Source organism: Microbispora sp. H11081 (assembly GCF_012999535.1).
GTDB lineage: Bacteria > Actinomycetota > Actinomycetes > Streptosporangiales > Streptosporangiaceae > Microbispora.
This window is the reverse complement of sequence record NZ_JABBWV010000022.1, coordinates 22,924-49,549: the sequence shown is the minus strand read 5'-3', so window position 1 is coordinate 49,549 and position 26,626 is coordinate 22,924. Positions and strand designations below refer to the sequence as shown.

Sequence of the window (26,626 nt, the reverse complement as noted above, 5' to 3'; positions counted from 1 at the left end):
TTTGGCCGGTCTCGCGGCCGGCACCCCGGGGATCTCCTGGACGTAGTCACTGCCCGTGGGCCGGTCCGGCAGGACCGGCCCACGGGTCCGATCCGCATTCAAGGTGGCGCAATGCGGGAACTGCCGTGGCCCGCCAGGGTCTACTTCGTCGCACTCGTCGGAACCGCCGGCCTCGTGATCGCGCGCGGCCTCCTCGCGCAACGCGGGCTCGCGCCGGAGGACTGGTCGGCGCTCCTCGTCCTGGCGCTGCTCTTCCTGCTCTGCGAGTCGGTGCCGACGCTGCTCAACGTGCCGCACGTCGCGGTGTCCGTGAGCTTCTCCGCCGCGCTGGCCGCGGTGGTGCTCGTCGGCCCCGAGGGCGCGGCCCTGGTCGGCATGGCCGCGGTGGTGAGCGTGCGCCCCGGTCTGGCGATGGTGAAACGGCTGTTCAACGGCGCGCAGTACGCCCTGTGCGGATACGCCGCGGGGTGGGCGTACGTAAGCGCCGGAGGCCGGGCCGGGCTGCCGGAGCCGGCCGACTTCCCGGCCATCCTCGTGCCGTACGCAGCGGCCACGGTGGTCTACGTGGCCGTCAACTTCGCGCTGACGGCGGTCATCCTGCGCCTCGCGTCCGAGGTGCACAAGGACCAGGTCTCGCTCCGCGCGATGCTGCAGTTCCTCGGCTCCTACGTCGGCTTCGCCACCTTCGGCCTGCTGATCGCGGCCCTGTGGTCGACGGTGCAGTCGATTTCTGCCGTTCTGGTGCTGTTGCCGCTGTTCGTGGCCCGGTGGGCCCTGGGGCACTACCACGCCGAGCAGCGCGCGTACGACGCGACCATCGCGGCGCTGTGCCAGGCGGTGGAGACGAAGGACTACTACACCCGGGGGCACTGCACCCGGGTCTCCGCCGCGTCTTCCATGATCGCCGAGGAGATCGGGATGGGCACCGAGCGGCTGCGCGCGATCCGGTACGCCGGGATGCTCCACGACGTGGGCAAACTCGGCGTGCCCACAAAGGTGCTGCAGAAGGACGGCCGCCTGACCGAGGAGGAGTACGCCGCGATCCAGCTCCATCCGATGCGCGGGCTGGAGATCGTGCGCGGCATCGACTTCCTCGACGAGGCGTTCGCAGGGATCATGCACCATCACGAACGACACGACGGGAAGGGCTACCCGATGGGCCTGGCCGGGCCGGAGATCCCCGAGTTCGCCCGGATCATCGCGGTGGCCGACGCGTTCGACTCGATGACCTCCGACCGCTCCTACCGCAAGGCGAAGCCGATCGAGTTCGCGGTGGCCGAGCTGCGCAAGAACGCGGGCACGCAGTTCGACCCCGACATGGTCTGCGCGTTCGTCAAGGCGCTCGACCGGCACGGCTGGCACCTCGCCCAGTCGGTGCGGGTCCCGCCCGACGACCCCGCCGTGGAGACCACGGTCAAGGACCACGACGACCCGACCACGCCCATCCAGGTGGTGTCGGAGCGGTGAGGGAGCGTCGGCTGACGGCCAGGCCCGTGGGGCTCGACTCTGGCCAGCTCCTGCTCATCTGCGCCGCCGGGATGCTGACCGTGGCGGGGATCGCCCACACCACGGCCCAGGGGTTGACCGACCCGCGGGTCGCCATCGGGTTCGGCGCGCTCATCGCCGCCGGGGAGCTGGCCCGGCTCACGATGCCGGGCAACCGCGAGGTCGCGCCCATCTCCACCGCCGCCTCGCTCGGGTACGCGCTCCTGCTCGACGTGGGCGGACGCCCGGCGGAGCATTCGGCCCTGCAGGTCGTGGCGGTGATGTCGGTCGGGATGATCGCCGGAGGGCTGCCGCATCTGGCGGTCGGCCGGCCGCCGCGGCTCGACGCGATGGCCCGGCGGCTGCTCGCCGGGTCGCTGCTCGCCTTCGCCTACCGGCCGCTCACCGGCCCGCTGGGGGAGCTCGCGCGGGGCACGGACGACCGGAGCGGCAACTGGTGGCCGGCGCTCGGCGTGATGGCGGTGCTCGTCACGGTCATGCTCGCGGCCGACGTGGTGATCGCGGCCATGCACCGGGCCGACCAGGTCAAGACCGCGTTCGGCGTCGCCGTACGGGACGAGATCAGGATGGCCGCGCCGCTCGGCGCCGCCGTCGGGGCGTCGGGCATCCTGCTCGCGCTCGCCTCGCACAGCATGGACATGACCGCGCTGCCCGCGTTCGCCGCGCCGCTGCTCGTCACGCAGGTGGCGTTCCGCAAGTACGCCGGCATCCGGGCGACCTACCTGCAGACCGTGCGCGCGCTGAGCCGGGTCACCGAGGTCGGCGGGTACGTCGAGCCGGGCCACTCGCGCCGTGTCAGCCAGTTGTCGGTCGCCATCGGGCGGGAGCTCGGCATGGCCGAGCCGCAACTGCTGGAGCTGGAGTACGCCGCGCTCATGCACGACATCGGCCAGCTCTCGCTGCGCGACCCGATCCCCGGCGGCGCGACCGTGCTGGCCGACCCCGCCCAGGCGCGGCGGATCGCCGAGCTGGGCGCCGAGGTGATCAGGAAGACCGGCGTCCTCCACGGCGTCGCGGAGATCGTCAGGCGGCAGTGCGACACGCTCGCGGAGGCCCCGCCCATGGCCAGCCGCATCATCAGGGCCGCCAACGCGTACGACGACCTCGTGGGCGGCTCGACCGACAGGGACAGGGCGGCGGCGGCCCTGGAGCGGCTGCGGCTCGACGGCGGCTCGGCCTACGACCCCGCGGTGGTGGAGGCGCTGGCGCGCGTCGTGGACCGACTCGTGCTCGTTACGCGCTTGTAGCAGACATAGCATCGAAACGCTTCCACCGCCGCGCCGGGGCCGCTGACGTTGTGGCGACCCTACAGATTCGGCCCCCGCGTTCAGTCGGAACGGGCGGAGGGCCGGAGCGGCGCGCCACCTTAGAGTTGGCTCCGTGTTCGACTCAGTTCTCGTCGCCAACCGAGGCGAAATAGCCCGGCGCGTCATCCGTACGGTGCGGGGCATGGGGCTGCGCGCGGTCGCGGTCCACTCCGAGGCGGACGCCGATCTGCCGTTCGTGCGTGAGGCCGACGACGCGGTGCTCCTCGGGCCCGCGAACCCGGCCCAGAGCTACCTCGACATCGACAAGGTCCTCCAGGCCGCCCGTACGACGGGAGCGCGGGCGGTCCATCCCGGATACGGGTTCCTCGCCGAGAACGCGGCCTTCGCCCGCGCGGTGATGGACGCCGGTCTCGTCTGGATCGGCCCGGACCCGAAGGCCATCGAGCAGATGGGCGACAAGATCAACGCCCGCAACCTGATGGAGGCGGCGGGCGTGCCGGTCGCGGCCGGGACGAGGGAGCCGGTGTCCGGCCTCGACCAGGCCGAGCGGGCCGCCCGGGAGATCGGATATCCCGTGATGGTGAAGGCCGCGGGCGGGGGCGGCGGCATCGGCATGGGCGTGGCGCGCGACGACGCGTCGCTGGCCAAGGCGTTCGACCAGGCCACCCGGGCGGCCGCCCGCTTCGGCGGCGAGCCCGCCATCCTGCTCGAGCGCTACATCGAACGGGCCAGGCACGTCGAGGTGCAGATCCTGGGGCTCGCCGACGGCACCGTGGTCGCCCTGGGCGAACGGGACTGCTCGGTGCAGCGGCGCCACCAGAAGGTCGTGGAGGAGAGCCCGTCCCCGGGCGTGACCCCGGAGTTGCGCGAGCGGATGCTCGCGGCGGCCGTACGGGCGGGGGAGGCCGTGTCCTACCGCGGCGCGGGCACGGTGGAGTGCCTCGTCGACGCCGCCGCTCAGGACTTCGTCTTCCTGGAGATGAACACCCGCCTCCAGGTGGAGCACCCCGTCACGGAACTGGTCACCGGCCTCGACCTGGTCGAACACCAGATCCGCATCGCGGCCGCAGAGGTCTACTCCGTCGAGCCGCGCGTCGGCGGCCACGCGATCGAGTTCCGCGTCTACGCCGAGGACCCCCGCAGGTTCCTGCCGGGACCTGGCAAGATCGGTGTCTGGGAGGAGCCGGTGGGCGAGGGGGTGCGCATCGATTCGGGATACGCGGCGGGCAACACCGTCACGCCGTTCTACGACCCGCTGATGGCTAAGCTCTGTGTCGCCGGCGCCACCCGCGAGGAGGCGCTGGAGCGGGGCAGGGAGGCCGTCGACGGGTTCCGGATCGAGGGTCCGAAGCACAACCTGCCGTTCTGCGCCGAGTTGCTGGACCATCCCGAGTTCGTGAGCGGGGACTACGACACCGGGCTGGTCTCCCGGATGAGAAAAGCCTGATCTGCTGAATCGTGTTGAGGGGAGTCCCGGTGGCCGAGGTGCGCGCCGAGATGGTGGCGAACGTCTGGAAGATCGTCGTGAGTGAGGGCGAGGTCGTCGACGAGGGCGACACGCTGGTGATCCTGGAGTCGATGAAGATGGAGATCCCCGTCCTCGCCGAGGACGCCGGGACCATCACCAAGCTTCAGGTGAAGGAGGGCGACGTCGTCCAGGAGGGGGACCTCATCGCCGTCATCGAGTAGGACCGCGGGGGTCAGAGGCGGGACAGGAACCGTTCCCGGTCGACGACGACCCGCTCGATCGTGCCCGTGGCGACCAGGGCGCCGGTCTTGTCGACGGCCCTGACGGAGAAGACGAGCCGCCTGCCGTCCACCTCCGTGAGCTCGGCGGCGATCTCGACGTGCATCCCGACCGGGCTGGGCAGCCGGTGCTCGAGCAGCACCCTGGTTCCCACCGTCGTCTGTCCCGGCTCCAGGTGCTGCTGCACGGCCTTGACCGTGGCCCCTTCGGCGAACGACAGCAGCCGCGGCGTGCCCAGCACCGGCACGTCGCCGCTGCCGACCCGGATCGCCGTGTCCTCACGCTCCACCATGATGAGGACCTCGGCGCGCAGACCTGGAGCAAGACTCATGCGGGCCAGCCTATTGGGTGGTGATTTCCCGGGCCGGTGGAGAACGTGAGGCAACCGAACGCGGCGCCTGAGCGTTCTAACCGGCGACGGGAACGCCGCGATGCTTCCCGGGTGACGGAGAGGGGAAGCGGTCAAGGTGGTGCGCTGTGGGTCTCCGCTGTGGGTTTCCACCGCGATCGCCGCGGTCGTCCGGCCGGTGCTCCCACGGCATTCCGGCCGCGGAATGACCGGATCCACCGCCTCACGGCCCGCGCCGCCGCATAATCGTTCAAGTGACGTCCGGCACCCCGCCGGACGGTGCTCGGCGAGCGGTGGTACGGGCTGACAACAGGTAGGCTCGACTTCCGGCCCCCCGAGCCTGGATCCCGTACGCGTACAGGGTTCCGTGATCCTGCTGTTATCTACTCGCGACACCAACCTGCTTTGTTGGACACCTTCGGGGGTTGAGTGACTTAGGGGGTACGGGGCGCAAATGGTGGCCCAAGGCACGACCCTGGCTGGGCGCTACCGGTTGGACGCCCGGCTCGGCGCCGGGGGCATGGGCGAGGTATGGCGCGGCGAGGACACCGTTCTCGCGCGCACCGTCGCCGTCAAGGTGCTTCTCCCCGGTCGTCTCGACGACCCCGGATTCGCCGTGCGCTTCCAGGGCGAGGCGCGCGCGATGGCGACCGTCAACCATCCCGGCGTCGTCGACGTCTACGACTACGGGGTCACCGACGTCCCCGGCGACGGCTCCACCGCGTACCTCGTCATGCGCTTCGTGGACGGCGAGCCCCTCGACCGTCTCCTGGCCCGCCTCGGCCGCATCGCCGCCGAGTCCGCGATGGAGCTCATCGCGCAGGCCGCGTCCGCCCTCCAGGCCGTGCACGAGCGGGGCATCGTGCACCGGGACGTCAAACCGGGCAACCTGCTGGTGCGGTCCGACGGCACGCTGGTGCTCACCGACTTCGGCATCGCCCGAGCCGACCAGGGCACCCGTCTCACCGACGCGGGAATGGTGCTCGGCACCGCGGCGTACTGCGCGCCCGAGCAGGCCGAGGGCGCTCCGGTCACCCCCGCCGTCGACATCTACGCGCTGGGCGTGGTGGCGTACGAGTGCCTGGCCGGGCAGCGCCCTTTTGACGGCGAATCTCCGGTGGCGATCGCGCTCAAGCACATCCGGGAGGAACCGCCGCCGCTGCCCCCGCACGTGCCGCCCGCCGTACGGGCCGTCGTCGAGCGGGCCATGTCCAAGGACCCGGCGCTGCGCTGGCCGTCCGCCGCCGCGATGAGCCACGCCGCCCGGCAGTCGGTGCTGCCCCCGGGGTCGGTCCCCGACGCCGCACCCGCCTACGGCCCGCCCGGACCGGTGTACGGGCCGCAGGGCACGGCCGGAGCCGGCTACGGCCCGCAGGGGCCGGGCGCGGTGTACGGCCCGCAGGGTCTGACCGCGACCCCCGCCGGCACGGGCATGGCGGCCACGCCGCCGCCCGGAGGGGTGCCCACCCAGGCCCATCCCCACCCGGTCGCGCCGGAGCCCGTCCCGTCCACCGGGCACACCTACCGGGTCACCCGCGAGTCCTGGAACGACGCTCCCGCCGTGCCGCCCACGACTGCCGCCTCACCGCAGCAGGGCTCCCGTGCGGCCCGGCGGGCGGCGCAGCGGTCCAAAAAGGGCAAGGGGATGCCCGTCGCGGCCGGGGTGGCGGGCTTCGCCGTCGTCGGAGGCCTGGCCGTTCTCGGCATCAACATGGCGTCTGCGGGGCAGACGGACCCCGTGGTGCCGGCGCCGTCCCTGACCGTGATCGCGCCGCCGAGCCCGTCGCCGGCGCGGACCTCCTCACGGCCGACCGCGAGGCCCACGCACGATGTGCCGGTGTCGCGGCCAAGCCCGACCAAGAGGCGGCCGAGCCCCTCGCCGAGCCCGACGCCCAGCGCGTCGCCGAGCCGCCCCGCGTCCCCGACGCCCTCGCCGAGCCCGACCGAGGGGCTGGTCAAGGTGCCGCAGCTGAAGGGCCTGCCCGAGAGCTCCGCGAACGCGCGGCTCAACATGCTGGGCCTCGTCCCGAAGGCCGCCTACGAGGGCACGGGGGAGTGCAAGGGGCTGGTCGTCAGCCAGAAACCGGCGCCGAACACGCCGGTGAAGGAGGGCACGGCGGTCACGTTCACCGTGAAGAAGACCTGCCCGTCCCCCACGCCCAGTCCTTCGCCGAGCCCGGCGGCGACCCGCACTCCCGTGGCGTCCTGAGGCGACGGAGCCCCGCGGCGGTCGCGCGCGGGGCTCCCGTGGGTCACACGCCCGTCGTGTTGCGGGGATAGGCGACGGCCGGGTCGGTGGCGATGTTCACCAGGTAGGGCACACCGGAGTCGAACGCGCGGCGCAGCGCCGGGCCGATCTCCGCCGGTGACGTGACCAGCTCCCCGCCGCCGCCGAGCGCGGTCACCACCTCGTCGTAGCGGCACTGCGGCTGGAGATCGGCCGCCACGTCGTAGCCGTACAGCATCCGCATGGGGTGCTTCTCCAGCCCCCACATGCCGTTGTTGCCGCAGATCATGACGACCGGCAGACGGTGGCGCACCAGCGTGTCGACGTCCATCAGCGAAAAGCCCGCCGCGCCGTCGCCGAGCAGCAGCACGACCTGCGACGACGGCCTCGCCAGCCGGGCCGCGATGGAGTAGCCGAGTCCGGTGCCGAGGCAGCCGTACGGGCCGGGGTCGAGCCAGTTGCCCGGCCGCCGCGGCTCGACGTACTTGCCCGCGTAGGAGACGAAGTCGCCGCCGTCGCCGATGACCACCGCGTCGTCGGCGAGCACCTTGTTCAGCTCGCCGTAGACGCGCATCGGGTGGATCGGGTCGGCGTCCGACTCCAGCAGGGCCGCGTCCTCGGCGATCGCCGCCGCCGCGGTCTCGCCGAGCCTGCTCACCCACGGCTCGTACGCCTTGGGGTTCACGCCGGCGGACCCGCAGGCCGCCGACAGGCCCCAGAAGATGACCGACAGGTCACCCGCGGCCGAGCCGGACAGGCCGGTGTGCGTGGCGAGCTGCGAGGGCGCGTCGGCGATGTGGACGACCCTGGCGAGAGGCGCGCCCTCCTTGCCGCCGAACCATCCGTACGCGAGCCGGAAGTCGAGCGGGGTGCCGACCACGATGACGAGGTCGGCCTGGCCGAAGGCCACGCCACGGGCGCGGGTGACCAGCAGGTCGTGCCCGGCGGGCAGGATGCCCCGGCCCTGCCCGTTCGGCACGACGGGCAGCCGCCACTCCTCGGCGAAGTCTCGCGCGGCCTCCTCGGCGCGCTCCATCCACACGTCGGAGCCGAGCACCAGCACCGGGCGCTCGGCCTCGGCGAGCAGGCGCGCGATGCCGGCGAGGGCTTCGGGGTCGGGCTCCAGCGGCGACGGGGTCAGCGTCTCGGCGACGTACTCGGGCGACGGGGAGAACAGGTCGTCCATGTAGAAGTCCAGGAAGACCGGGCCGCGATGCGTGGCCAGAGCCGTCCTGAAGGCCATCTCGACGTCCTGCCCGACGGAGTCCGCGCCCGACCCGGTGAAGGCGAGCTTGGTGATGGGCGCGAACAGCGGCGGATGGTCCATCTCCTGCAGCGCCCCGGAGCCCCAGCGCGAACGCGGGGCGCGCCCGCCGAGCACGACGAGCGGCGAGCCGTTGAAGTGGGCGGTGGCGACCCCCGAGACGCCGTTGGTGACACCGGGGCCGGCGGTGAGCACGGCGAGGCCGGGCTTGCGGGTCAGCCGGGCGGTCGCCTCGGCCGCGAACACGGCGCTCTGCTCGTGGCGCACGTCCATGATGCGCATGTTCTGGTGGACTGCCCCGTCGTACAGGGGGAAGACGTGTCCGCCGGACAACGTGAACATGGTGTCCACGCCGTAGGCCTGGGAGACGGCGACCGCGATGTCGCCTGCGTGTTTGGGGGACTCCATACCGTGAAACCTACCAGTCGGTCACATACGGGAACAGACGGATGACCATTGCTCTCCAGTCTCAGCAGAACACCGGTCACCTCCGCTGATGCCCGCTGCCGCGCCCCCTACTCCGCCATCCCCCCTCCCTCCCCGCGTGATCTTGTAGTTTGTCGCACGTACTGCCGGTGGCCTGCGCGGATACCGTCCATGATCTTGCAGTGATTCGCCGGATGGCGCGCCGGCCTGGGGTTTCGTCCTCCGTGATCATGTAATTGCAAGATCACGGTCTGCGTACGCCCAGGTCGGGCGCGTGGAGGCGCTTTTAGTGCATGATCACCAAGGGTATGACCGCAGGTCAAGCACGGGCCCTGCGACAAACTACAAGATCACGCGGGGTGGTGGGGGTGGGGGGTTAGGGGCGGCGGAGGCGGGTGACGAACTTGTAGCGGTCGCCTCGGTAGAGCGACTGGGCATACTCGACGGGGTTGCCGTCGGCGTCGAAGGCGTGCCGGGTCAGCAGCAGCATGGGCAGGCCGACGTCCACTCCCAGCACCTGCGCGTCGTACGGCGTCGCGAGCACGGTCTCGATGACCTCCTCGGCGTCGGTCAGCCGCACGTTGTAGGCGTTGTGCAGGGTCTCGTACAGCGACGAGTGCACCTCGAGCTCGCGCCGCAGGCGCGGGAACCGCCGGGCGGACAGGTGCGTGGTGTCGATCGACATCGGCTCGCCGTTCGCCAGGCGCAGACGGTGGATCCGCAGGACCCTGCCACCGGGGTTGATGGCGAGCCGCCGCCCGAGCGGCTCGTCGGCCGTGATGTAGCTGATGTCCAATATCTTGGTGTCCGGTTCGAGGCCGACCGTACGCAGGTCACCCGTGTACGAGGTGAGCTGGAGCACCTGGGCGACCTTGGGCTGGGCGACGAACGTGCCCTTGCCCTGGATGCGCAGCAGCCGCCCCTCGACCACGAGCTCCGACAGCGCCTGCCTGACCGTGGTCCTCGAGGTCTCGAACCGCACGGCCAGGGCGCGCTCGGGCGGGAGCGCGCTGCCCGCGGGCAGGCTCTTGGTGAGCTCCAGAAGACTGCGCTTCACGTCGTAGTACTTCGGAACCCGGGGAGAGTCCTCGCTGTGCTCCCTCACCTGTCCACCCTCAACTCGGCCAGATCGCCCGCAGGCAACGTCGTCAACTCGGCCACAGCGGTGAGCGCACCCCGGGCCACCGGGAGATCATCGGACCGCAGATCGGCCCCCGCGGTCAACCGCGGAAAGGACCGGTTCCTAGGCACCGATGGTGGGCGGAAGCATCCCATGCGGACCCGCCGGTCCGCACACGGGGTTCCCGCTCCGGGTGCGAGCGGGTCCGGGCCGGCCGCGACCCGTACGACGCGGGCCGCCTGACCGGTCGCCTCCCGGCCGGGTACGGGAGCGGGGTCGGCCCCTCGCAGGGCACGTCCAGGCAGATCAGATGGGATTTCCGGGGCATGAGGGGCCACCGGGGCGCGGCGGGCGCCGACGCAGGCCAGGGCTGGGCGCGTCGCCGCGCCGGCCACCGCGGAAACGCCGGGAACGGCGCCGCCGGCAGAGCCCGGCAACGTGACTGTTCTCACAGTCCCCGCGCGGTCGGCGGCGGCCGTGCGCGCTCTGTACATCTCCCCTCTCATGAGGTGCATCTTGCCAGGTGGCGAAGGTCGATTCGCTTTCGGCCCGGACGGCGGCGCATCATGCACTCGTGCCGACTCTCAGCGACCTCGTCTCGCGCCACACCGCGCTCGATCCCGCAGGCGTCGACTGGATCCATTCACTGGTCTCGGACTGGCAACTGCTCGCCGACCTGTCCTTCGCCGACCTCATCCTGTGGGTGCCCGACCAGAGCGGCACGAGGTGGGTGGCGGTGGCCCAGATGCGGCCGACGACCGGCCCGACCGTGTACCACGACGACGTGGTGGGCATGTCCGTCACGACAGGGGAGCGGCCACTGATCGACGTGGCCTGGAGCGAGCACCGCATCTGCCGGGAGGGCGACCCCGACTGGTCCAGCGGGGTGCCGGTGCGCGAGGAGACGATCCCGGTCCGGCGCGGCAAGGACGGCCCGATCATCGGGGTCATCCAGCGCTCGACCAACCTGTCGTCGGCGCGCACCCCGTCGCGGCTGGAGCTCACCTACCTGCAGAGCGCGTCCGACCTGGCGCAGATGGTGGCGGACGGCAGGTTCCCCTTCGCGGAGGAGGAGCCGATCCTGGTCAGGTCGCCCAGGGTGGGCGACGGCCTGCTCCGCCTGGACAAGGCGGGGCGGGTGACCTACGCCTCACCCAACGCGCTGTCGGCCTACCGCAGGCTGGGCCTGCACGCCGACCTCGTGGGGGCGGACCTGGGGAAGACGACCGCCGACCTGTGCTACTCGGACGAGCCGATCAACGAGGACCTGATGATCGTCGCGAGCGGGCGGGCCCCCCGGGAGACCGAGGTGGAGAACGGCGGCACGGTCGTGCAGTTGCGGGCGATTCCCCTGATCGTCGGGGGTGGGCGCATCGGCGCGCTGGTGCTGATCCGCGACGTGACCGAGTTGCGCAGGCGTGAGCGGGAGTTGCTCACGAAGGACGCGACGATCCGCGAAATTCACCACCGGGTCAAAAACAACCTGCAGACCGTGGCCGCGCTGCTGCGGCTCCAGGCGCGGCGGCTGAACAACCCGGAGGGCCAGGAGGCGCTGAACGAGGCCGTACGCCGGGTCGGCTCGATCGCGATCGTCCACGAGATCCTCGCCCAGATGCCCGAGGAGATGGTCGAGTTCGACGACATCGCCGACCGGGTGATAGCGATGACGGCGGAGGTGGCGCTGGCGCAGGTGGCGATCAAACGGATCGGCGGCTTCGGCGTGCTGCCCGCGGGGATCGCGACCCCCATCGCCATGGTGCTGACCGAGTTGCTGCAGAACGCGGTCGAGCACGGGTTCGCCCACTCCTCGGGGAACGTCCAGATCGTGGTCACCAGGGACGCCGACCGGCTGGAGTGCGTGGTGGCCGACGACGGCAAGGGGCTGCCCGTGGGCTTCGACCTCGACGCCACAGGGAGCCTGGGCCTCCAGATCGTCCGTACGTTGGTCGTCGGCGAGCTGTCGGGCCGGTTGGGCGTGGACAGGAGAGAGGGCGGGGGCACCGAGGTCAGCCTCAGCATCCCCGTGCAGTCCGGCTGATCTCCGCGTCGGCGTCCTATCCCGTCGGCGTCCTATCCACGGGGGACGCGGAACGCGTCACAGGGGACCCGCCGCGCGGGACCGATGTGGGGGATGCCATAGTGGACACGATGTCTCGGTGGACGGAAGGCCGTATGGGCGGGAGGCTGCGCGGCCGTCCCGGCCGGGCCTGGGCGTCCCCCGGTTCGGTGAATGCCATCGCCGGCATTCACCGAGGGCGTTCGCGTACGGGGGAGTCAGACGGCGGCGCGGGCGCGGGCGCGCGCCGTACGGCGCTTGAGGGCGCGGCGCTCGTCTTCGCTGAGCCCGCCCCAGACTCCGGCGTCCTGGCCCGACTCGAGGGCCCACTTGAGGCAGGAGTCGGCGACCGTGCATCGCCCGCATACCTGCTTGGCCTCTTCGATCTGCATGAGCGCCGGACCAGTGTTCCCGATCGGGAAGAACAGTTCGGGGTCCACGTCACGGCAGGCAGCGCGGTGGCGCCAGTCCATGCGTTCCACTCCTTCGTAAAGTGGAGCCACCGTGGCTCCTCGTCAACTTTGTGATTTCTTTCACTAGCTACTGCGAACGACGACTCGGATCCTGGGTGAGGGGCCGAGTGTGTTCACGGGATCGCCGGGGCTCTTCACGGAGGCTGTGGCTTCCGTAAAGGTCCTACGTTCCGACGTCGTGTTCAGCTTTTCAGCCGTACCAACACCACACAAGAGGTTTGGGACAAGGTTTTGCCCGTCATGGCTGTCGGATGCGTCACACTATGACTACATGTAACACTTCAGGCGAAAACTTGTAACGCGTCCGGGATTGAGCGGAAGATCACCCACTCGTGTTCTCCCAGGTAGTCTCCGTCGAGCTGGAAGGCGACCGGACGGGACGCACGGAGGGTGAACTCGGCCTCGTCGTGGATCTGTACGAGGTGTTTACCGCGCGGTAACCCCCGGTGCTCACCGATGATCTGCCGGACGAGTCCGAGCATGGCCGTCAGGCTCATCTTGCGGAGCCCCAGCATGTCGAGCCCGGTTTCGAAGCCGGCCCACGGCGTCGGGTTGATCGGACGTGTTCCGGCGTACGTCCACGGCGACGTGTTGGACACGATCGCCAGGAAGATCCCGCTCTCTGGTGGCCTGCCGGGACGGTCCAGCCGGAGCGCCGGCCGTCGGCGGTCCGTCACGAAGAAGTGGCGAACCGTCGTGTTCACATAGAGGGCGGGCAGGGCGCGATGTCCCGCGCTCCGCAGACCCTCCACGGCTCGGACGACCTCGGCGTCGTACCCCAGCCCAGCACAAAATGTGAAATATCTAGACCTTCGCTGGTCAGGTGGCGCACCTGCCCCCGGATCCGGGCCTGAAACCTCGTCATGCCAGATCGCCTGTCCCAGACCTATGGTGCGGCGGCGTCCTTCCCGCAGCGCCTCCAGGACGGCCCCGGTCGCCTCGACCGGGTTGTTGGGCAGCCCGAGGGCCCGGGCGAAGACGTTGGCGCTGCCGCCGGGGATCACGATGAGGGCCGGCCGGTCGCCCGAGCCGCCCACGGGACGGGCGTCCAGCAGGCCGTTGACGGTCTCGTTGATGGTCCCGTCGCCGCCGAGGACGGCCACCGCGTCGAAGCCCTTGGCGTGCGCGGTGGCCGCGAGCGCGGTCGCGTGGCCGCGGTAGGCGGTCTCCTCGACCGACAGGTCGACGGCGGCGCCGAGCGCCCGGATCAGCACGTCCCGGGTGCGCCGGTGCGTCGAGGTCGCCTTGGGATTGACGAGGAGGAGTGCCCGCATGCCTGAAGGTTAACGAACGGTTTACCCCCGGCGCCGGGTGACGCCTGCGCAGTGGGGCGCGCGCCGCTGCGGGTAGGGTTGGGCGTTGTGATCAGCAGTTCCGCGGGACGCCCCGGCACACTCACCGTGGCCGCCGCCGTCCTGGCCGCAGAGGGCCTGCTCGCTCTCGCCCTGGGCGGTTACGTCGCCGTCGAGACCGTGATCGGCGAGCCCACCGACTTGATCACCAGCATCGCGGTGGCCGGGTTCGGCGTGGTCGGCGGAGTCGCGCTGCTCTGGGTGGCCTGGGGCCTGTGGCTGGTGCTGCGCTGGAGCCGGGGCCCGGCCGTGGTGACGCAGATATTCGCGCTCCCGGTGGCGATCAGCCTCATCCAGTCCGCGCAGTACGCCTACGGAGTGCCGCTCGTCGCCGCGGCGGTGGTCGCCCTGGTCATGCTGCTCACACCGGCCTCCACCCACGCCCTCATGGGCGAGGACGGCGCCCCCGGCGCATCCTGAGCCCGTGCGTCTCTCAGCCCGTGCTCCGAAGCCGAAGCGTATCTGAGCCCATGCGTTTCTGAGCCCGCGTTCTGTGACCGGGCGCCGCCGGGGGGAGCGCGGCGTCGCGGTCGTCCTGCCGGGCGATCGCCCGATCGTCCTGGCTCGGGAGCGTTCCCGGTCAGTCCTCGGCGGTGAGGCCTTCGCGGAGCTGGGCTAGCGTACGGGCGAGCAGCCGGGACACGTGCATCTGCGAGATCCCCAGCTCGGTGGCGATCTGCGACTGCGTCATGTTGCCGAAGAACCGCAGCAGCAGGATCCGCTTCTCGCGCGGAGGCAGGCGTTCGAGCAGCGGCTTGAGCGACTCGCGGTACTCCACGCCCTCCAGCGACTCGTCCACGATGCCGAGCGAGTCGGACACGGCGGGCGCGTCGTCGTCGCCGGAGTCGGGCGCGTCGAGCGACACGGTGGAGTAGGCGTTGGCCGACTCCAGGCCCTCCAGGACCTCCTCCTCGGTCATGCCGAGGTGTACGGCGAGCTCGGCGACCGTGGGAGCCCTGCTCTCCCGCTGCGACAGCTCGCTTATGGCCTTGGTGAGCGACAGCTTCAGCTCCTGGAGCCTGCGCGGCACGCGGACCGCCCAGCCCTTGTCGCGGAAGTGCCGCTTGATCTCACCGACGATGGTCGGAGTGGCGTACGTGGAGAACTCCACTCCGCGGGCGAGGTCGAACCGGTCGATCGACTTGATCAGGCCGATGGTGGCGACCTGTGTGAGGTCGTCGAGCCATTCGCCCCGGTTGCGGAAGCGGCGGGCCAGGTACTCCACCAGAGGCAGGTGGAGCTCGACCAGCTCGTCGCGGATGCGCTGGCGCTTCGGGTCGTCCGGCGGGAGCTCCGACAGCTCGGCGAAGAGTGTGCGGGCGCGTACGCGGTCCGGCACCGCCGAGTCGCCGGAGGTCATCGCACTCGTCCTTTCCGTCATCACGACGGCCTCGCCGTGCTCCGGCGCTTACGCAGCACGATCGCCAGGTGGTCGGCGTGATCGGAGATCGCGTCCACGTCGTCGGCCAGCGCGGTCAGCACCATCCAGGCGAAGTCCTCCCGGTTGGGCGAGGTGACTCCGAGCGTGTTGACCTCGACACGGACGGTCATCTCCTGGCCCGTGAGCTCGAACTCCGCGAGAAGATCGGTTCCGGGCACAGCGTGCCTCAGCAACATGGCGCACGCCTCGTCGACGGCGATGCGCAGGTCCTCGATCTGGTCGAGGGTGAAGTCGAGCCGTGCGGCGAGCCCGGCGGTGGCCGTGCGCAGCACGGACAGATAGGCGCTCACGGCGGGCAGCCGGACACTCACAGCATCGCGAATCCCGGTCAGATCCACCGCAGGCGTCTCGGTTTCCTCGGTCACGTTCCTCCTCGCCTCTTCAGCCGGCTGAGTGCCGCTGACTGCAACCTACCGCCACTCGCGCGGTGCTGCCCCGGGCGGACGCGCTGATTGTGGCGATCCTTGGAGGTACCTGCACGTAAATTCCGTGCAACCGAATGAGGAGTTTGTAAGGGCCTTGGGATGATCTGGCCCCGCGCGGTTTCCAAGGCCGTGCGGGGCCCGAGTTTCCCAGGCTCAGGCGGCCTTGGTCTCCCAGAAGATCTTGGCGATCTCGTCGATCTTCGCGAGGAGGTCGTCGGCCAGGGACGGGTCGACCGTGCCCTTGGCCCCGGCGGCGCCGGCCAGCTTCGTGGCGTCCCAGAAGAGCTGGTGAAGCTGGGGGTACTGCTCGAGGTGCGGGGGCTTGAAGTAGTCGGTCCACAGCACCCAGAGGTGATGCTTGACCAGCTCGGCCCGCTGTTCCTTGATGATCAGCGCGCGCGTCCTGAAGACCGGGTCGTCGTTGTCGGCGTACTTGTTAATGATCGCCTTCACCGACTCGGCCTCGATGCGGGCCTGCGCCGGGTCGTAGACCCCGCACGGCAGGTCGCAGTGGGCGGAGGCCTCGTGCCGGGGTCGCAGCAGTCGTGCGAGCATCGGAATCCTTCCTTAGGAATGCTGGTGACAGCACTGTTCCAGGTCCGACCTTACTCGTCTCGAAATCACTGTGCGGAGGGGGATGTGCTCACCGCTGTGCGCGTGTCCGGCGACTCGATGCTGCCCGCGCTGCGGCCAGGAGACTGGCTGCTGGTACGGCGCGGCGGCCCCGTCCGTCCGGGTGACGTGGTGGTCGCAAGGCGGCCGCACGGGCTGATCGTCAAGCGGGCCTTCCGGCTCACCGGCGACGGCTGGTGGCTGGAGAGCGACAACCAGTCGGCCCCGGGGCGCCGGGACAGCTGGGACTTCGGCGCGGTGCCCGAGGATGACGTCGTGGGCAGGGTCGTGCTGCGCTACTGGCCGAGGCCCACACTGCGCTTCCCCGAGCCCGCCGTCTGAGCCCGCACGCCGCCGGCGTCCCCGGCACAGGGGCCCGTCCGGCTCACGCGCCCCGCTTGCGCGCCCGGTAGGCGGCCACGTTCGCCCGGCTGGCGCACCGCTCGGAGCAGTAGCGGCGCGAGCGGTTGGTCGAGGTGTCGAGATAGGCGTTGCGGCACGGCGCCGCCTGGCACATGCCGAGCCGGTCCACGCCGAGCCGGGTCACGACGCTGGCCAGGCCCATCACCGACCCGACCGCGAGGCCGTCGGCGACCCGGCCGCCCTCGGTCAGGTGCAGGTGCCACGGCTGGCCGTCGTGCCCGGAGATCTGCGGATGGACGGGATGGCGGACCAGCAGCCCGTTGAGCCGCTCGACCACGTCCTCCTCGTCGCCCTCCGCGGCGGACGCGAAGACCTCCGTGAGCTCGTCGCGCAGTTCGCACAGCGCGTCGATGTCCCGGCGGGTGAGGCGCGCGGCCGCCTCCGTACGGCCCGTCTCCTCGAGCAGGGCTCGCAGGGAGAAGGGGTTCTTGAGTTCGTCGCCCATGTTGACCAGCTGTACGGCCAGCTCGGCGTAAGACGTCAAGTCCACTGGGACGTCCAAGTACGTAAGAGATCACTGGCAAAGCCGAGTATTACACGCCCGGTGGCCTGGGGGAACACCTGAATGTGCAACGATATGTGACCCGATCGGGCCCGAGCCTGTGTCACATCGTGTGGCACAATCGGGGAACGGGTGACCCCCGTACTCCCCTCAAGAGACGACCGTCAACGACGACGGCCTCCGGCGGCTACCGAAGCCGGGGCTCTCGTGCTCTTGACGGCGTCTACCGAAGGAACTCGTCCTTTCGACACTGGGGTCGCTGTGACCGTCACATCATCTTCTTCTTCCTTGGACTCTTTCGACCTGGACCCCGCTTTCGCCCTGCACCGCGGCGGCAAGCTGGAGGTCCGCTCCACCGTCCCGGTTCGCGACGCCGACGACCTGTCGCTCGCCTACACGCCCGGCGTCGCGCGCGTCTGCACCGCCATCGCCGAGAACCCCGACCTGGTCAACGACTACACCTGGGTCTCCAACGTCGTGGCCGTGGTCTCCGACGGCACCGCGGTCCTGGGGCTCGGCGACATCGGGCCGGCCGCCGCCATGCCGGTCATGGAGGGCAAGGCCCTGCTGTTCAAGCAGTTCGCCGGCGTCGACGCGGTGCCCCTCTGCATCGACTGCACCGACGTGGACGCGATCGTCGAGACCGTGGTCAGGCTCGCGCCGTCGTTCGGCGGCATCAACCTCGAGGACATCAGCGCTCCCCGCTGCTTCGAGGTGGAGGAGCGGCTGCGCGAGCTGCTCGACATCCCCGTCTTCCACGACGACCAGCACGGCACCGCGATCGTCGTCCTCGCCGCGCTGCGCAACGCGGCCCGTCTCACCGGACGGTCCCTCGGCGACCTGCGCGCGGTGGTGGCCGGCGCCGGGGCCTCCGGCGTCGCCGTGTCGCGGATCCTGCTGAACGCGGGGATCGGCGACATCGCGGTCTCGGACTCGAAGGGCGTGATCCACGCCGGTCGCGAGGACCTGAACCCGGTCAAGCGGGCGCTGGCCCGTGACACCAACAAGCTCGGCCTCTCCGGGTCGACCGAGCAGGCGCTCGCCGGCGCCGACGTGTTCGTCGGCCTCTCCGGGTCGACCGTTCCCGAAGGCGCCATCGCGGCGATGGCGCCGGACTCGATGGTGTTCGCGCTGTCCAATCCCACCCCCGAGGTGGACCCGGAGGTGGCGGGCAGGTACGCCCGCGTGGTCGCCACCGGGCGGTCCGACTACCCCAACCAGATCAACAACGTGCTGGCCTTCCCCGGGGTCTTCCGCGGCGCGCTCGACGTCCGCGCGACGACGATCACCGAGAACATGAAGGTGGCGGCGGCGGACGCGCTGGCGGCCGTGGTGGGCGACGACGTCACGGAGACCTACGTCATTCCCTCGCCGTTCGACGCCAGGGTCGCACCCGCCGTGATCGCGGCCGTCGCCCGGCAGGCCCGGGAGGACGGCGTCGCCCGCAAGTAGCCCGCTCCGGCTCCAGTGAAGGGCCGCGCACCCGCGTGATCGCGGGGCGCGGCCCTTCGCTTTCTCCCCTGTCCAGGAGCCCCAAACATTTGGGAATCCCTTTAGCTCCTCACGGTAAGTGCTATAAAGAAAGCTCTCCGTAACCAATCCGGCTATTGCCTGTCCCGGTTGGAGAGCGATGCGACCTGATCCCAACTGCCTGCTCCAGCAGCACCTCAACGAAGCCGGACTGTCCCGCAAGGGGCTGGCCCGCCGGCTCAACGATCTCGGCTTCACCCGAGGGCTGCGGGGGATGCGGTACGACCACGGTTCCGTGCTGCGCTGGATCGGTGGTCGCCGCCCGCGGGAGCCTGTTCCCGGCCTGCTGGCGGAGATCTTCTCGCTTCGGCTGGGACGGCAGGTGTCCAGGGAGGACATCGGCATGCCGTGTGGAACGGTCCCCCTCAATCTGGGACGGGAGTTCCCCCATTCGTGGGAGGAGGGCGTGGCAAGCGTGACAGCACTGTGGCGGGCCGACGTCGAGCGGCGGAGGTTCCTGCTCGACTCAACTTTCGCCCTGGGCGCCGGTTCCGCGGGCATAGTCCGCTGGCTGGCGGCGCCCGACGGGGAGCGGCTCTCGGCGAGCGGGACGCGCCGCGTCGGCCCCTCGGACGTGGCCGCCATCCACGAGGTCACCCGGTCGTTCGGCGAGCTGGACAACCGGTTCGGCGGCGGCAGCATCCGCGGCCCGGTCGTGCGCTACCTGCACACCGCCGTGACGCCGCTGCTGCGAGAGGGCGCGTACGGCGAGGCGACCGGGCGCTCGCTGGCGGCCGCGGCGGCCGAGCTGACCCGGCTGGCGGGCTGGATGGCCTACGACCTGGAGCAGCACGGGCTGGCCCAGCGCTACCTGATCCAGGCGCTAGGCCTGGCGCGCGGCGCGGGCGACCACGCCCTGTGCGGCGAGATCCTGGCCGGGATGAGCCACCAGGCCGTCTACATCGGGCATCCCCGGCATGGCCTGGAGCTGGCCAGGGCGGCGGTGGAGGCGGCCAAGCGCTCGGGGGTCGGATCCCTGCTGGCGGAGGCCCGGGTGCTGGAGGCGCATGCCCTGGCCCTGCTGGGGGAGCGCACGGCGTGCGCGGGGGCGCTGCACGAGGCGGAGATCGCCTTCGACCGGCGCAAGCCGCAGAGCGAGCCCGGCTGGATCGGCTACTTCGACGAGGCGTACCTGTCCGCGAAGTCGGCCCACTGCCTGCGCGACCTCGGCGACGGGGAGCGGGCCGTGCGGCAGGCCAGGCGCTCGCTGGTGATGGACGGCCGCTACGTGCGCGGCAAGATGTTCAACCTCTCGCTGCTCGCCACGGCCCTCGTCCACACGGGCGAGCTGGAGGAGGCGTGCCAGGCGGCGTCGTCGGCCCTCGATCTCGCCGACAACATCCAGTCGGCGCGGACCAGGACGTACGTGGCGGACATGTGCCGGCGGTTCGCGCCGTACGCCGCCGAGCCGCGGGTGGCGGAGCTGCTGGAGCGCGGCAGGGGCCGCGCGGCGAGCGGGCGGACCCCGGCCAGGGAGCCGGTCGGCGTCTGAGGACCCGAGTGCCGGGGCCGGCTACTCAGCCGGCCCGCCGGGCCGCGTCGTAGACGTGGAACAGCTCCCCGTCGAAGTACGGCGACAGGCCGGTGCCCGTGCCGGAGAGCCCGATGGTGAGGCCGTTCAGGTAGCCGAGGCCCCGCACGCCGCGGTAGGCGGCCAGCCACGGCGACCCCGAGGCGGCGGCGAAGGCCGAGCGTACGGCGACCAGCTCGTTGGCGCTCCTGGACAGGTCCTGGACCAGGAAGGGCCTGCGGTACGCCCGGGTGAGCCCGCTCTCGGGCCGCGCGGAGGCCCGCAGGGAGTAGCCGAAGATGTCGAGCGGCCGGTCGACCTGGAGGTTGTAGGCGAGGCCCTGGCCGCCGACCTTGTCGCCGAGGCGTCCCACGGGGAGCAGCCTGACGCCGGTGTAGCCGGCCGAGGTCCGGTATTTGGGGCCGTCGGAGAACGCGGCGTACTGCGCGGAGTTCCGCAGCGCGACGCGCTTGGGCAGCACGCCGGCGTGGACGCGGACGAACGCGTAGTCGCGGTCCAGGTCGCCGTACCTGGTGTAGTCGCTGTGGGCGAAGGCCTGCTCGCCCGCGTAGACGCCCCACGGCGTGCCGCTCCCGGTGAAGCCGGGAATGAAGATCCAGTTCTGGTACGGCGTGGCGGCGGCGCCCCTCGCCGACCGTGTGGCGTACAGGCAGTGGCCGGCCGTCGCGACGAGACCGCGGTGGTAGGACTGCACGGACGTGCCCGCGCACCAGTGGGGGCGGCCGTCCGAGCCGACGAAGAAGACCTTGCCCGTCGTCCTCGGCAGGTTGACGTTCTTCGACGGGCCGCCGGCCCGCTTGACCCCGGCCGTGGCGGGCACCACGCCGCGCGCGCCGTCAGGACGGGCGCCGTCGGCCGTGACGGGGGTGGCCCGGATGCCGCTGGGGGCGGACGCGGGGGTCGCGGCGGCGAGGGGGCGGCCGCCGTCCGCCAGCCAGTAGGCGAGCACGGAAGACACCTGCGCGCCGGACGCGAGGGGCGTCGTCACGGTGATCTGGTAGCCGTGAGCGGGCACCGCCGTCCCGGTGACGAGCAACGCGGCCGTCGCCGCCGCACCCCACAGCGGGGGGAGGATGCGCTTCAACGGATCTCCTTGCTGTGGAACGTCTCCCGCGCCCCACATGTGAAAGGGCTGCGAAGGAACATACAGCGATGGGGATCAAGTCGGGAAAACAACGCGGATGCTCGTTGCGCTCCTTCTACGACGAAGTGCCCCGCCGCGACGCGGCGGGGCACTTCCGGGGGGTGCTCAGGGCTGTGCGGTGAGGCTCTGATCCTGCTGGGCGAATGTGATGACGATGTCCCGGCCGTTGGCGTAGCTGGCCACCGGCCGCCCCAGCGTCTCACCCACCCTGCGGGCGACGGCCTGCCACAGGTCCACCATCTCCGGACTGTCGGCGGTGATCCTGAAGCGGCCGCTCGCGACGAGGTGTTCCGCGACGAGCCGCGAGAAGGTGGCCTCGCTGCGCGCCCTCTCCTCCGCGTCGAGGGGGGTTCGCCGGAGGGCGGGCCGTGTACCGGAAGGGTGGGTCATCGCTGATCTCCTCGTGATCGCCGTCCGCTCAGCATGCCACGTCCCGGCCGGCGCCCGGAGTCCGTACGACTCAGGCGATGGAGCCGGACCAGCTGCCGGCGGCGGCCTTGTAGACGCCGTAGGTCTCGCCGTCGAAGTACGGGGAGACGCTGGTGTCGATCCGCTTGTTGCCGTCGGTGTCGGAGACTCCGCTGGTTACGCCGTTCAGGTAGCCGAGCCGCTTGGCGCTGCTGTACCGCAGCAGCCACGACGAGCCGGAGGAGCCCTCGCCGGTGAAGGACGACTTGACGCCCACGAGCTCCTCGCCCTTGACCGAGGGCGCCTTGGCGGCGAAGGTCTTGCCGTACGACCACTTGAGGGTCTGGCCGGTGAAGGCGCGGTTGCCGTCCGGGTGCGACCCGCTCGGGTAGCCGAACACGTAGACCGAGCTGCCGACCTTCTGGTTGTAGGCCAGGCCCTGGGCGCCGACGTTGCTCTCCAGCCGGCCGGCGTCGGTGAACTTGACGACGTAGTACTTGCCGCCCCGGCTCTTGCGGATGAAGCGGTCGTACTTGAGGTAGGTCTTCCTGTCGACCCGCTTCCAGTTCCACTCGGCGACGCTACGCAGGTCGCCGCCGCGTCCCGCCTTGATGCCGTTGTAGACGGTCACGAAGGCGTAGTCGCGGTCGCCGTCCTCGTAGACGTCGAAGTCGTAGTGCGTGTAGGCCGTCTTGCCGACGTAGATGCCCCACGGCGCCTTGCCCTGGTAGTAGCCGGGGATGAAGACCCAGCGGTCCAGCGTCGCCCGGTTCGTCCGGGTGTCGTAGACGCAGTGCCCGGCGGTCGCGACCAGGTTGCCGTACTTCGAGTGGACGGCGGTCGCGCTGCACCAGTGCGGCCTGCCGTCCCCGCCGCGGAAGAAGACCTTGCCGGTGGTGCGCGGCAGGTTCACGTTCTTCAGGGAGCCGCTCGACTTGCCGCCGCCGGTGGGCGAGATGGTGCCGGGCTTGCTGTCCGCGGACGGCCCGCCGGTCGAGACGTGCTTGGCGCTGACCTGGCTCTCGTACCCGTACGGGGTGGCGCGGACGAGGTTGGAGGCCTTCTGGTTGAGCCAGTAGGCGAGGACGTTCTTCGCGGCGACACCGCTCGCGGCCAGGGGGTCGGAGGCCGTGTCACGGGCCGCCTGCGCCGGGACCGCGATGGTGGCCCCGATGAGGCCGGCCGCGGCCACACCCCCGATGGGGACGATCAGGCGGTTGACTCGGGTCTTCATAGAACTCCAGGTGCTGTCAGGGTACGCAACATGCGTCACACCGATTGGGTAAAGGGCCAGTAAAGACAGTACCTCTCGCTTTTATGTGATTCTTAGGGACTTTCGGCCTCATGGTGCCCGCGGCTTTTCCGCGCCTCTTTACAGCGCCTGTCAGATCGGAGATCGCGACGGGGCATCGGCGCAGGTCCACTCGGCGGCCCTCCGTGTCAAACCGCACACGGTGCGCAGTGGGATCAAGTCGCCCAGTGTGACGTGAATCACACTGGCGGGCGGGGAGGTGTGAGAGGGCTCAGCCCGTGCCCTGCTTGCTCGCCTGGCTGTAGACCCGAGAGGTCATCTGGTTGAAGTACGGCGTGGAGACGGCGTCGAGGCGTCCGCCACCGCTGATGTTCCAGGTCAGGCTGGTGATGCCGGCCAGATAACCGGTCCGCTTGGCCGCGTCGTAACCGATCACCCACGGGCCGCCGCTCGCGCCGGCGGTGAACGGGCAGCCCGGCAGCCGCACCCCGTGGTCGAGTTGCCAGGTCGGCGCGCTGACGAACTTCTTCTCCGTGGTGCCGACGCAGGACTTCACCGTCTGGCCGGTGTACGGGCGGCTGCCGTCGGGGTTGGCTCCGGCCGGGTAGCCGAAGACGGAGATCGGGCGTCCTGTCGGCTTGCTGGAGGAGAAGCGGAAGGCGCCCACCCTGTCCTCCAGGCGGCCCACGTCCACCGACCGGTACTTGAGCCGACCGCCTTCGACGTACGGCTGCCAGGTGAAGCCCCGGTGCACGGTCACGAAGGCGTAGTCGCGGTCGAAGTCGCCCTGACCGGCGAAGTCCTCGTGCATGTAGAGGGTGTGGCCGACGAAGATGCCGGAGGGGGCGACCCCGTCGTGGTAGCCGGGGATGAAGACCCAGTTGTCCACGGTGTCGTCCTGGGCCAGCGCGTACGCGCAGTGCCCTGCGGTGGCGACGAGGTTGCGGCGGGCGGAGTGCACGGCGGAGGCCGAGCACCAGTACTCCTTCTGGCCGACCTTGAAGAAGACCTTGCCCACCATCGGGGGGGACGCCGCGGGAGGAGGCGCCGCGGCGCGTGGCGCGCCCGCCCCCGGCTTCGTGTCTCCCGGGCCCACCTCCACCAGGGAGGGCGAGCTTTTGGTGGAGGGCGACGGCTTCGTGCTCGGCACGTAGCTGCTCGCCTGCTTGAGCCTCGCCGGGCTCCAGTACGCCGCCACCCGCTGCTCGTCGGCCTGGCTCGGGGCGAGGGGGAAGGCGCTGACCCCGTTCTTGCCGATGACCGCCGCGGCCGAGACCGTCGTCGTGGTGGCATCCGACGCGACGGAGTCGGGAACGGCGGCTTGCGGGCTCCAGAGCACGGCGACCGCACTCGCGGCGGCGACGACGCCACCGGCGGCGAGTGTCAGCTTCCTGGTCACCGTGGACCCCTCAGAGCGGAGATATGGATAGTAAGGGGTGATTTTTCCAGATCCACACGGTTCTGGCATCCCTTCTTGCCCAGCTCGTTATGAATCCAGCGGAACCGATGTGGTCTGTGGTACGTCAGATTTCTTCGCGGTCCCGGAGTGGGCGCTTGCCCGCGGCGGCTCCCCTGAGAACGCTGGGTGGCAGGGGAAACGGGAGGATCGTATGAAACCGCTGCTAGTTCTGCTGGCCGGTATGGCGTTGGCCGCCGGCCCCTCTGCCCTGACATGGGCCCATCCCGGCGCGGCCGGCGACGGCGGAAGGACCGCCGGCTCCGGGGCGCTCGGACCGGTGACACCGGCGAAGGACGGTGCGGCGACGACGCGGGGGAACACCCTGCCGGCTCCGCCGCCACCCGAGATCGCCCTGCGGGCCGCGAGGCCGGCCTCCCGGGTGCGGGCGGTGATCCTGACCGTCGCGGACGGCGAGCAGTCGGCGCCTCCGAAGCGGTCGGCCTTCCTGAACTGCGCTCCGGTGGGCGGCTCACATCCCTCCCCGGAGAAGGCGTGCGCCTGGCTGAACAGGTCGGGCCTCGACCCGAGCGCACTGCGGGTGCAGCAGGCCGAGCCCTGCACGATGATCTACGCACCTGTCACGGTCACCGCCAGTGGCATCTGGGATGGGGAATACTCCCAGTTCCGGCGTACCTTCGGCAACGACTGTGAGATGCGGTCGGCCGCCGGTGAGCTGTTCGACTTCTGAGACGGCAGTCAACCTCACGCGGCGTACGGGGAAGGTAAAGGACGAGGAAGCGGAGGGCCCGGCGGCACGTCCGCCGGGCCCTTCGCCGGACCTGCCGGCGGTGCGGTCAGCCCGCTGTCACGGGGTCCACCGGTCGGCGGCGGCCTTGTAGACCTCGTAGGTCTCGCCGTCGAAGTACGGCGAGGAGATCCGGTCGTACCGGTTGTTGCCGTCGCTGTCCCACGCCACGCTGCTGATGCCGTTCAGGTAACCCATGCGGGTGGCGCTCTTGTAACCCATCAGCCATGGCCCTCCGCTCGCGCCCGAGGTCATGCCGCACGCGATGCCGATGTGCTGCTGGATGTCGTGCTTGGGCACCGCCGGGGTCGGAGCCGACCGGCCGTAGCACCACTTCATCGTCCGGCCCGTGAAGGGCCGGTCGCCGTCGGGGTGTGGGCCCGCGGGGTAACCGAACGCGAACATCGTGACCTTGGTGCCGCGGTTCCAGGTGAAGCCCTGCCCGCCCACGTTGTCGCCGAGGCGTCCTGCCGGGGCGCGCACCTGGCGGGTGACGCCGCCCTCCGTCTTCCGCGTCGGCTTGAACCCCGACGACACGTTCACGAACGCGTAGTCGTAGTCGTAGTCCTCCCTGACCACGAAGTCGTCGTGCGCCTGGAACCACGTCGCCGGATAGATGCCGTACGGCGCCTTTCCCTCCCACGACTGGTCGCCGTCCCAGTACGACGGGATGAACACCCAGTTGTCGTAGAACTGGTTGCTCACGGGGTCGTAGACGCAGTGCCCGGCCGTCGCGACGACGTTGCGGTAACGCCCCTGCACGGAGGCGCCGGAGCAGTATTTCCAGCTGCCCGGGTCCAGCGGGTTCCTGCCCGGCAGGGTGAAGAACACGCGGCCGACCGTGGGAGGCAGGTTGACCTGCTTCGGCACGCCGGCCGCGCTCTTGCCCTTGCCCTTGCCCGCGCCGGCGGGCGGGCCCGTGGGCGGGATGGTGCCGGCCTTGCCGTCCGGGACGGCGTCGCCGGTCCTGCCGAATCCCGCGACGGAGGTGCGGAGTTCCTCCGTGTAGTCCTTGGCCGCCCGCATCCGTTGCGGCGACCAGAAGGCGGCGGCCTCGGCGGGTGCCCGGGTCGCGGCCTTGGCGGTCACGTCGCCCTGGCCGGCCGGGGTCGTGCTGATCGGGGTCGTGCTGATCGGGGTCGGGCGACTCGCGGCCGAGGAGGCCGCAGGGGTGGCGCCGACCACGCCGGCCGCGAGGAGCGCGCCGGTGAGGGGTACGGCCAGGCGCCGTGCTCGGGGGATCATGAAGCTCCTTTTCCTGGGACGGTGAGGGTGCGTCCCATTTCCTCAGGAAAACGCTCCGAGATTAGTGAACCGGCCTTTCCGGACGTGTGGGCTATAACCAGAAGATCGGGTGCGTTGCCCT

Annotated in this window: 25 protein-coding genes; 11 read left to right on the top strand and 14 right to left on the bottom strand. The window is 70.8% G+C overall.

Translation table 11 applies throughout. The annotated features are described in order from the left end of the window. The first annotated feature begins 111 nt into the window (after positions 1 to 111). From HHX31_RS32390 to HHX31_RS32375, 4 genes are all read left to right on the top strand, one after another. Positions 112 to 1,467 carry an HD-GYP domain-containing protein gene (locus HHX31_RS32390; protein WP_169953409.1) on the top strand — a complete coding sequence of 452 codons (1,356 nt, stop codon included), beginning with the start codon at positions 112 to 114 and terminating at the stop codon, positions 1,465 to 1,467. Next, on the top strand, positions 1,464 to 2,753 hold the full coding sequence (locus HHX31_RS32385; RefSeq protein ID WP_311932465.1) for an HD domain-containing phosphohydrolase: 1,290 nt from the start codon (positions 1,464 to 1,466) through the stop codon (positions 2,751 to 2,753). The genes HHX31_RS32390 and HHX31_RS32385 overlap by 4 nt, the downstream gene beginning before the upstream one ends. 133 nt (positions 2,754 to 2,886) lie before the next feature. Then, positions 2,887 to 4,221: an acetyl/propionyl/methylcrotonyl-CoA carboxylase subunit alpha gene (locus tag HHX31_RS32380; protein WP_169953407.1), complete on the top strand. Its 1,335-nt coding sequence runs from the start codon at positions 2,887 to 2,889 to the stop codon at positions 4,219 to 4,221. 29 nt (positions 4,222 to 4,250) lie between these two features. Then, positions 4,251 to 4,463, top strand: coding sequence for a biotin/lipoyl-binding carrier protein (locus HHX31_RS32375; protein ID WP_169953405.1), 213 nt, complete (start codon positions 4,251 to 4,253; stop codon positions 4,461 to 4,463). A gap of 11 nt (positions 4,464 to 4,474) precedes the next feature. Here HHX31_RS32375 and HHX31_RS32370 read toward each other — a convergent pair whose 3' ends face one another. Further along, on the bottom strand, positions 4,475 to 4,852 hold the full coding sequence (locus tag HHX31_RS32370; protein WP_169953402.1) for a thioesterase family protein: 378 nt from the start codon (positions 4,850 to 4,852) through the stop codon (positions 4,475 to 4,477). 472 nt (positions 4,853 to 5,324) lie between these two features. On the opposite strand from HHX31_RS32370, the gene HHX31_RS32365 reads away from it, so the two are divergent. Beyond that, positions 5,325 to 7,079 carry a serine/threonine-protein kinase gene (locus HHX31_RS32365; protein ID WP_169953400.1) on the top strand — a complete coding sequence of 585 codons (1,755 nt, stop codon included), beginning with the start codon at positions 5,325 to 5,327 and terminating at the stop codon, positions 7,077 to 7,079. Between the two features lie 43 nt (positions 7,080 to 7,122). Here the strand turns inward: HHX31_RS32365 and HHX31_RS32360 are convergent, their stop codons facing one another. Next, positions 7,123 to 8,769, bottom strand: coding sequence for an acetolactate synthase (locus tag HHX31_RS32360; RefSeq protein ID WP_169953398.1), 1,647 nt, complete (start codon positions 8,767 to 8,769; stop codon positions 7,123 to 7,125). 394 nt (positions 8,770 to 9,163) lie between these two features. Next, positions 9,164 to 9,892 (bottom strand): GntR family transcriptional regulator, encoded by a 729-nt coding sequence (locus tag HHX31_RS32355; protein ID WP_169953396.1) that lies wholly within the window; start codon positions 9,890 to 9,892, stop codon positions 9,164 to 9,166. 589 nt (positions 9,893 to 10,481) lie between these two features. Here HHX31_RS32355 and HHX31_RS32350 point away from each other — a divergent pair. Next, entirely contained in the window at positions 10,482 to 11,945 is a 1,464-nt protein-coding gene (locus tag HHX31_RS32350; RefSeq protein WP_169953394.1) for a PAS domain-containing sensor histidine kinase, read from the top strand. 236 nt (positions 11,946 to 12,181) lie between these two features. Here the strand turns inward: HHX31_RS32350 and HHX31_RS32345 are convergent, their stop codons facing one another. Both HHX31_RS32345 and HHX31_RS32340 read right to left on the bottom strand, forming a co-directional pair. Further along, positions 12,182 to 12,436: a WhiB family transcriptional regulator gene (locus HHX31_RS32345; RefSeq protein WP_169953392.1), complete on the bottom strand. Its 255-nt coding sequence runs from the start codon at positions 12,434 to 12,436 to the stop codon at positions 12,182 to 12,184. A 281-nt stretch (positions 12,437 to 12,717) separates the two neighbouring features. Beyond that, positions 12,718 to 13,710, bottom strand: coding sequence for a diacylglycerol kinase family protein (locus HHX31_RS32340; protein ID WP_169953390.1), 993 nt, complete (start codon positions 13,708 to 13,710; stop codon positions 12,718 to 12,720). A gap of 87 nt (positions 13,711 to 13,797) precedes the next feature. Between HHX31_RS32340 and HHX31_RS32335 the strand changes: the two genes are divergently transcribed. Then, positions 13,798 to 14,208, top strand: a complete 411-nt coding sequence (locus HHX31_RS32335; protein WP_311932463.1) for a hypothetical protein — start codon at positions 13,798 to 13,800, stop codon at positions 14,206 to 14,208. Positions 14,209 to 14,368: 160 nt separating this feature from the next. Here the strand turns inward: HHX31_RS32335 and HHX31_RS32330 are convergent, their stop codons facing one another. From HHX31_RS32330 to sodN, 3 genes are all read right to left on the bottom strand, one after another. Continuing rightward, positions 14,369 to 15,169 (bottom strand): RNA polymerase sigma factor SigF, encoded by an 801-nt coding sequence (locus HHX31_RS32330; RefSeq protein WP_169953388.1) that lies wholly within the window; start codon positions 15,167 to 15,169, stop codon positions 14,369 to 14,371. Further along, the gene (locus tag HHX31_RS32325; RefSeq protein WP_169953386.1) at positions 15,169 to 15,594 is read right to left on the bottom strand and encodes an ATP-binding protein; all 426 of its coding nucleotides are present in this window, start codon (positions 15,592 to 15,594) and stop codon (positions 15,169 to 15,171) included. Before HHX31_RS32325 ends, HHX31_RS32330 begins: the two co-directional genes overlap by 1 nt. A 213-nt stretch (positions 15,595 to 15,807) precedes the next feature. After that, a complete protein-coding gene (gene sodN, locus HHX31_RS32320; RefSeq protein WP_169953384.1) occupies positions 15,808 to 16,209 on the bottom strand; it encodes a superoxide dismutase, Ni in 402 nt (133 codons plus the stop codon). Positions 16,210 to 16,293: 84 nt separating this feature from the next. Here sodN and HHX31_RS32315 point away from each other — a divergent pair, with 84 nt between their 5' ends. Next, a complete protein-coding gene (locus HHX31_RS32315; RefSeq protein WP_311932462.1) occupies positions 16,294 to 16,608 on the top strand; it encodes a S24 family peptidase in 315 nt (104 codons plus the stop codon). A 43-nt stretch (positions 16,609 to 16,651) separates the two neighbouring features. On the opposite strand, the gene HHX31_RS32310 is transcribed toward HHX31_RS32315, so the two are convergent. Beyond that, on the bottom strand, positions 16,652 to 17,179 hold the full coding sequence (locus tag HHX31_RS32310; RefSeq protein ID WP_169953381.1) for a CGNR zinc finger domain-containing protein: 528 nt from the start codon (positions 17,177 to 17,179) through the stop codon (positions 16,652 to 16,654). A 300-nt stretch (positions 17,180 to 17,479) separates the two neighbouring features. Between HHX31_RS32310 and HHX31_RS32305 the strand changes: the two genes are divergently transcribed. Continuing rightward, entirely contained in the window at positions 17,480 to 18,643 is a 1,164-nt protein-coding gene (locus HHX31_RS32305; protein ID WP_211590627.1) for an NADP-dependent malic enzyme, read from the top strand. Positions 18,644 to 18,821: 178 nt separating this feature from the next. Then, positions 18,822 to 20,213 carry a hypothetical protein gene (locus HHX31_RS32300; protein ID WP_169953378.1) on the top strand — a complete coding sequence of 464 codons (1,392 nt, stop codon included), beginning with the start codon at positions 18,822 to 18,824 and terminating at the stop codon, positions 20,211 to 20,213. Between the two features lie 25 nt (positions 20,214 to 20,238). On the opposite strand, the gene HHX31_RS32295 is transcribed toward HHX31_RS32300, so the two are convergent. The 4 genes from HHX31_RS32295 to HHX31_RS32280 all read right to left on the bottom strand — a co-directional run bounded on the left by HHX31_RS32295 (position 20,239) and on the right by HHX31_RS32280 (position 24,455). Beyond that, on the bottom strand, positions 20,239 to 21,336 hold the full coding sequence (locus tag HHX31_RS32295) for a serine protease (RefSeq protein WP_249347266.1): 1,098 nt from the start codon (positions 21,334 to 21,336) through the stop codon (positions 20,239 to 20,241). Between the two features lie 165 nt (positions 21,337 to 21,501). After that, a complete protein-coding gene (locus tag HHX31_RS32290; RefSeq protein ID WP_169953376.1) occupies positions 21,502 to 21,786 on the bottom strand; it encodes a hypothetical protein in 285 nt (94 codons plus the stop codon). 70 nt (positions 21,787 to 21,856) lie between these two features. After that, complete coding sequence (locus tag HHX31_RS32285; RefSeq protein ID WP_169953374.1) at positions 21,857 to 23,038, bottom strand: serine protease; 1,182 nt, start codon at positions 23,036 to 23,038, stop codon at positions 21,857 to 21,859. Between the two features lie 289 nt (positions 23,039 to 23,327). Beyond that, on the bottom strand, positions 23,328 to 24,455 hold the full coding sequence (locus tag HHX31_RS32280; protein WP_169953372.1) for a trypsin-like serine protease: 1,128 nt from the start codon (positions 24,453 to 24,455) through the stop codon (positions 23,328 to 23,330). 211 nt (positions 24,456 to 24,666) lie between these two features. On the opposite strand from HHX31_RS32280, the gene HHX31_RS32275 reads away from it, so the two are divergent. Beyond that, positions 24,667 to 25,203: an SSI family serine proteinase inhibitor gene (locus tag HHX31_RS32275; RefSeq protein ID WP_169953370.1), complete on the top strand. Its 537-nt coding sequence runs from the start codon at positions 24,667 to 24,669 to the stop codon at positions 25,201 to 25,203. 117 nt (positions 25,204 to 25,320) lie between these two features. On the opposite strand, the gene HHX31_RS32270 is transcribed toward HHX31_RS32275, so the two are convergent. Next, a complete protein-coding gene (locus HHX31_RS32270) occupies positions 25,321 to 26,505 on the bottom strand; it encodes a serine protease (RefSeq protein WP_169953368.1) in 1,185 nt (394 codons plus the stop codon). Positions 26,506 to 26,626: the final 121 nt, after the last annotated feature.